The sequence below is a fragment of the Streptococcus sp. HSISS2 genome (genome assembly GCF_000448665.1).
Classification (GTDB): Bacteria; Bacillota; Bacilli; order Lactobacillales; family Streptococcaceae; genus Streptococcus; species Streptococcus raffinosi.
On the sequence record NZ_CM002133.1, the window covers coordinates 175,029 to 180,827 of the forward strand.

Below are 5,799 nucleotides of genomic sequence, written 5' to 3' on the forward strand. Positions count from 1 at the left end.
AATCATAGACAAAAAAACGGCATCTGCCGTTTTTTTTATATTTGAGAATCTAAAAAAAGTTAAGGTCGAAACCTTAACTTTTTCGTTTTTAACCCAAGAAACGTTTGAGGAATTCCTTGGTACGTTCTTCTTTAGGATTTTCAAAGAGTTGTTCTGGACTCCCTTGTTCAGCGATAACACCCTGATCCATGAAAATGACACGGTCTGAAACGTCACGTGCGAACTCCATTTCATGGGTTACGATAATCATGGTTAAACCAGTTTGAGACAGTTCCTGCATGGTCTTGAGAACTTCCCCAACCATTTCTGGGTCTAGGGCTGAGGTAGGTTCGTCAAATAGGATGGCTTCTGGATTTACAGAGAGGGCGCGAGCGATAGCAACACGCTGTTTTTGTCCCCCTGAAAGTTGTTTTGGTTTAGCTTTCCAGTATTGTTCACCCATGCCAACTTTCTCCAAGTTTGCCTTGGCGATGCTTTCAGCTTCTTTGCGATCACGTTTGAGAACAGTTGTTTGAGCCACGATGGCATTTTCTAAAACGTTGAGGTTTTCAAAGAGGTTGAAGGATTGGAACACCATTCCTAGCTTTTCACGATAAGCAGTAAGATTATAGCCCTTTTCAAGAACATTTTCTCCATGGAAGAGAATCTCACCGCCTGAAGGTGACTCAAGCAAGTTAATGGAGCGAAGGAAGGTTGATTTACCTGAACCTGACGAACCAATAATTGAGATAACTTCCCCTTCTTTAACACTGAGGGAGATATCTTTGAGGACTTCATTTTGTCCGTATGATTTTTTGAGGTTTTTGATTTCTAAAATCGTCTCAGTCATTAGTGAGCCCCTCCTTGTGTGTATGTATCTTGGTCAAAGCGGCGTTCTACGTAACGTAGGACACGTGTCACTGTAAAGGTAAGGACAAAGTAGATGGCTGCGATAACAAAGAATGTTTGGAAGTATTGGTAAGTTTGTGTTGCCACAGTATTACCAGCGAAGTAAAGTTCGACAACGGAGATAACGTTCAAAACAGAAGTATCCTTGATGTTGATAACGAATTCATTACCAGTGGCTGGCAAGATGTTACGGATAACCTGTGGAAGAACAATCTTACGCATGGTTTGACCGTGAGAGAAACCAAGAGCAGTTGCGGCTTCGAATTGTCCCTTGTCTACTGCGAAGATACCACCACGAACGATTTCACTCATGTAGGCACCGGTATTAATAGAAACGATAATAACAGCGGCTAGGGTGCGGTCAATATTGATACCAAAGGCTTGGGCAGTACCGTAGTAGATAACCATAGATTGTACAATCATAGGAGTGCCACGGAAAACTTCGATATAGACATTAAGAACCCAACCGAAGAGTTTTTGGAGCAAGGCTACAAATTTATTAGCAGCTTTAGGAGCTGTGCGGTAAACACCGATCATAAGACCGATGAAAGTACCCACAACTGTACCGATAATTGAGATAAGAAGGGTAATTCCTGTACCACGTAAGAATTGTGGCCAGTTTTTACTTAGAATAGTTGCCATTTGGCTAAAGAAGCTAGTCTTCTTTGTTTCATCATGTTTTTCAGCAGGCTGAATACTAATGATGTGGTTCATGAGTTTAGCTCGGTCATCTTGACTAATAGTGGCAAGGACCTTATTAACTTGAGTGAGTGTTTCTGTATCGTCCTTACGAAGACCAACGGCAATCGAAATGTCGTCGTTAGAGACCTTGAATCCGTCACCTTTTTTGAGAGCTATCATCTTGTAAGTTGAGCTAGCTGCCTCAGCTGTAAGTGCTTCAGGTCTCTCAGAGATATAACCATCAATAATGCCAGAAGATAGCGCTTGACGCATGGCACCAAAGTCACTCATGGGTGTTTGTTTATCAACATTTGGAATTTGTGTGATTAGGTCTACCAAGTAGTTTCCCTGTTGGGCAGTAATCTTGGCCCCCTTGAAATCGTCAATCGTTTTTGCATTGGCATACTTACCTTTTGCATCGACCACAACTACAGGTTCACTCGTATAGTAGCTATCTGAGAAGTTGATTTCTTTACGGCGTTCAGCAGTTGTACTCATACCTGCAACAATCATATCAATCTTACTAGATGTGAGGGCAGGGATGAGACCGGTCCAGGCCGTTTTGACGACTAAAGGTTTCTTACCTTGAGCTTCAGCGATTTTTTTAGCGATTTGCACGTCATAACCGTTGGCATACTGTTTTGTTCCTTCGATTGGAACAGCTCCATTTGAGTTATCGTCCTGTGTCCAGTTAAAAGGTGCGTAGGCAGCCTCCATCCCGACACGGAGATACTCGTCTGCTTGAGCGCTTGATACCCCACCAAAAACGAGGAGAAGCGCTGCAAAGCAGGCTACAATAATTTTCTTCATTGAAACAATGTCTCCTATAAAAATGTCATTCCTTACTATTTTACAGGAAATTAGGACTGATGACAATAAGTTAAGACTAGAAAAAACTGTATATCAGGATTGTCTTTAAATACAGTTGCTAATTTGATATAATGGGAAGGACAATTTAGAGCCTTACTCACTATTAGTGTGATAAGACTAACATTTTAAAACGGAGTGAATTATGCAAACGGCACAGTATATTATTGAATTACTAAAAGCGGTTTTTCTAGGGGTTGTTGAAGGAGTCACTGAGTGGTTGCCTATTTCGTCAACAGGTCACTTGATTTTGGTTAATGAATTCTTGAACTTGAGACAAAGTAAAGCCTTCATCGATATGTTTAATATCGTTATTCAGCTTGGAGCTATTCTGGCGGTTATGGTCATCTACTTTAAACGTTTGAATCCTTTCCAACCTGGTAAGACAGCACGTGAAGTGCAATTGACTTGGCAACTTTGGCTTAAGGTAGTCATTGCTTGTATCCCTTCAGCTTTCATTGGACTCTTTTTGGATGATTGGATGGAAGCTCACCTCAGTAATTTCCTTGTTGTAGCCATCATGTTGGTGGTCTACGGGATTGCCTTTATTTGGATTGAGGACCGTAATCGACGTGTTGAACCTAAGGTAACCGATTTGGCACGAATGTCTTACAAGACAGCTTTCTATATCGGTCTTTTCCAAGTTTTGAGTATCATCCCAGGGACAAGCCGTTCAGGTGCTACTATTCTTGGGGGTATCATCGTTGGTACTAGCCGTAGCGTAGCCGCTGACTTCACTTTCTTCCTTGGTATTCCAACCATGTTTGGTTACAGTGGGCTTAAGGCAGTTAAGTACTTTATTGATGGGAATACATTGACTGGAGGACAAGTAGCCATTCTCCTGGTAGCTAGTGTAACAGCCTTTGTTGTCAGCTTGTTTGTCATTCGCTTCTTGATGAACTATATTAAGAAACATGACTTCACGGTTTTCGGAAAATACCGTATTGTACTTGGTATTATCGTGCTTCTCTATGGAGCGATCAAACTTATTTTTGGATAATATAAGCAACTTGACAAAGAGATCACAATCAAGGGGTCTCAAGGTAATAAGCAAGTAAAAAACGAGGAATCTCTCAAAAAATCAGAGCAGGTTCCTCGTTTTTTTATTTTCACTACACCGTATTGCATCTCTTTTTTATCGGTCACATCCTTAGTAAGGCTATCTTTCGGGATGTTTATTTTCTATACACTTAGAAAAGGCCTATTTTTTCGGAACGGAATAAACTTCAATGTGATTTCCAAGTATTTTAATGTCCACTGGCAAGTTATCAGATTTATCACCATCAACATCTGATTCCAAGGCGATATCTGAAGATATTTTTATCGTTTTTGCTTTGATATATTCAATATTAGCGTTCTCAACGACTTCCCCTTTTAACAAATCTGGAATAGTAGATAGCTTAGAGAGAATGGACGCATCTTTCAAAATCAAGATATTTCCATAGCCGTCTTTGTTTTCATCAAATAGTTTTTTGTCAGCGTAATAGTTAGATAAGAGTACTAATACTTGACTTGCTTCTCCCTTATAATTGCCATTTTCGGTTTCAATAAGAATATTAAATACTTCGTCTTTTATGACAGACTTCATTGTATTGACTGCATATGCGAAGATTCCATATTTAGTTTTATCTTCTATTCCAACATTATGGATGGCTTCCGGTAAAGATCCTATACTAAAAATATAGCCGAAATAATTTTGATTAACTTTTCCAATGTCAATGGTATTCGTACAATTGAAATCAAGTTCTTCAATGGCTTTGTCAATATCTTGATTTATTTCCAGTAATTTTGTGATTAAATTACCAGTTCCTCCAGGAATGATGCCAAGTCTTGGAATGTAATCTTTTTCAGCGATTCCTGAAATGACTTCGTTTACCGTACCATCCCCACCAAAAACTATCACCGCTTCATACTTTTCCTTAGACGCCCTCTCAGCAAAGTGGGTAGCATCTTTAGATTTTTGTGTGATTTTAGTTTCAACATCGTCAAAATATTCCCTAGCTTTATTTTCTATATTTGCTTTATAATCTAGCGCCTTTTCTCCACCTGAGGTTGGATTAATAATTAACATGGCTTTTTTCATTGCTTTATTCTCCCTGCAACTTTAATTAGTTGTATTGTATCACATCAACTGGTTATGTGCTCTTTCTATTGTTTTTATTAGCTAGGGTAGTATATAGCCAAAACCTTCTATCTCAATAATTCTAATCCTCTCCGTCTATGAAGTAGTAACTGTTATGAACAATTGGGGAAGAAAGTTAAAAACGTACCTTCCATATAGTTTAAGGTCTATTTGCTGAGGAGTTTTCCAAAGATAAGATAAGCTAGTGTCCAAAGGACCAGTCCGCAGGTTAAGAAACTCGCTAGGATTTTCAAGAAGTCCACGACATTATGCAAGGGGTACCATCCAGATAAACATAGAATTGGAAGGATGGTAACACACATGATTGAGAAGTGGAGCAGTGATTGTTGTCTGAGTGTCAAACGGTTATCGTCGTAAATGGGGGCAGTTGCCAGTATGATGGCAATGATTAGTCCTGTAAGAAAGGTAGATTTGTTTACTTGATGAGGTTGCCCGGATAAGTAGAGAAAAAGCGTCAAAAAACTCGTTATTCCTCCAGCAATGCTAGCTCGAAGCCATCCTTTTTTATAAGTAGTCATGGTCATCACCTCCAACTATATATCCGTTTTTATTATACTCCTTTCTAGGATATATGACGGCTATAAAAAGGGAAATTCAGGTCTTTGCTAGCATTAGAGAATTTTTAGAAAAGCCTCTTAAAATAAGATCTAAACTTGCTCAGAAATTGCTATCTCTTGGCTTTTCTAGTATAATGAAATAACTACTCGTGCGAGGTTTTTTACATATGGAAATGAAACAAATAAGCGAGACAACTCTAAAAATCATGATTACCATGGAAGATCTTGAAGAACATGGTATGGAATTGAAGGATTTCTTGATTCCCCAGGAAAAAACAGAGGAATTTTTCTATACTGTCATGGATGAGTTGGACTTGCCTGATAACTTTAAAAATAGTGGAATGCTGAGCTTCCGTGTCACGCCACGCAAGGATCGTGTGGATGTCTTTGTGACTAAATCAGATCTTAAGGAAGACCTTGATTTCAACGATTTGTCAGATATGGATGACTATTCAGGGCTTTCTCCAGAAGAGTTTCTAAAGGCCCTTGAGGGTAACTTTATGGACAAGGGTGACATCGAAGCACACCATAAGCTCGAAGAGCTTGAAAAGACCTTGGAAGAGGTTGATAAGGCTATGACAGAGCCTACCAAGGAAGTGGCTGAAGAAAATATTCGTGAAGACTATACCCACTATGTCTTGGCCTTCTCTGACTTTGATCAAG

6 protein-coding genes are annotated in these 5,799 nt (G+C 39.4%); 2 read left to right on the forward strand and 4 right to left on the reverse strand.

What is annotated here, in order from left to right; all coding sequences use genetic code 11:
* Positions 1 to 88: 88 nt before the first annotated feature.
* Both HSISS2_RS00910 and HSISS2_RS00915 read right to left on the reverse strand, forming a co-directional pair.
* Positions 89 to 829 carry an amino acid ABC transporter ATP-binding protein gene (locus HSISS2_RS00910; RefSeq protein WP_008535720.1) on the reverse strand — a complete coding sequence of 247 codons (741 nt, stop codon included), beginning with the start codon at positions 827 to 829 and terminating at the stop codon, positions 89 to 91.
* Complete coding sequence (locus tag HSISS2_RS00915) at positions 829 to 2,379, reverse strand: ABC transporter substrate-binding protein/permease (protein ID WP_021144918.1); 1,551 nt, start codon at positions 2,377 to 2,379, stop codon at positions 829 to 831. Before HSISS2_RS00915 ends, HSISS2_RS00910 begins: the two co-directional genes overlap by 1 nt.
* Positions 2,380 to 2,581: 202 nt before the next feature.
* Between HSISS2_RS00915 and HSISS2_RS00920 the strand changes: the two genes are divergently transcribed.
* Positions 2,582 to 3,436: an undecaprenyl-diphosphate phosphatase gene (locus HSISS2_RS00920; RefSeq protein ID WP_008535722.1), complete on the forward strand. Its 855-nt coding sequence runs from the start codon at positions 2,582 to 2,584 to the stop codon at positions 3,434 to 3,436.
* Positions 3,437 to 3,637: 201 nt separating this feature from the next.
* On the opposite strand, the gene HSISS2_RS00925 is transcribed toward HSISS2_RS00920, so the two are convergent.
* Together HSISS2_RS00925 and HSISS2_RS00930 are read right to left on the reverse strand one after the other, a co-directional pair.
* Positions 3,638 to 4,519 carry a diacylglycerol kinase family protein gene (locus tag HSISS2_RS00925; RefSeq protein ID WP_021144919.1) on the reverse strand — a complete coding sequence of 294 codons (882 nt, stop codon included), beginning with the start codon at positions 4,517 to 4,519 and terminating at the stop codon, positions 3,638 to 3,640.
* A gap of 206 nt (positions 4,520 to 4,725) precedes the next feature.
* Positions 4,726 to 5,097: a DUF3021 family protein gene (locus HSISS2_RS00930; protein ID WP_042766876.1), complete on the reverse strand. Its 372-nt coding sequence runs from the start codon at positions 5,095 to 5,097 to the stop codon at positions 4,726 to 4,728.
* A gap of 206 nt (positions 5,098 to 5,303) precedes the next feature.
* On the opposite strand from HSISS2_RS00930, the gene HSISS2_RS00935 reads away from it, so the two are divergent.
* On the forward strand, positions 5,304 to 5,799 hold a 496-nt coding region (locus tag HSISS2_RS00935; RefSeq protein WP_134981477.1), incomplete at its 3' end, for an adaptor protein MecA.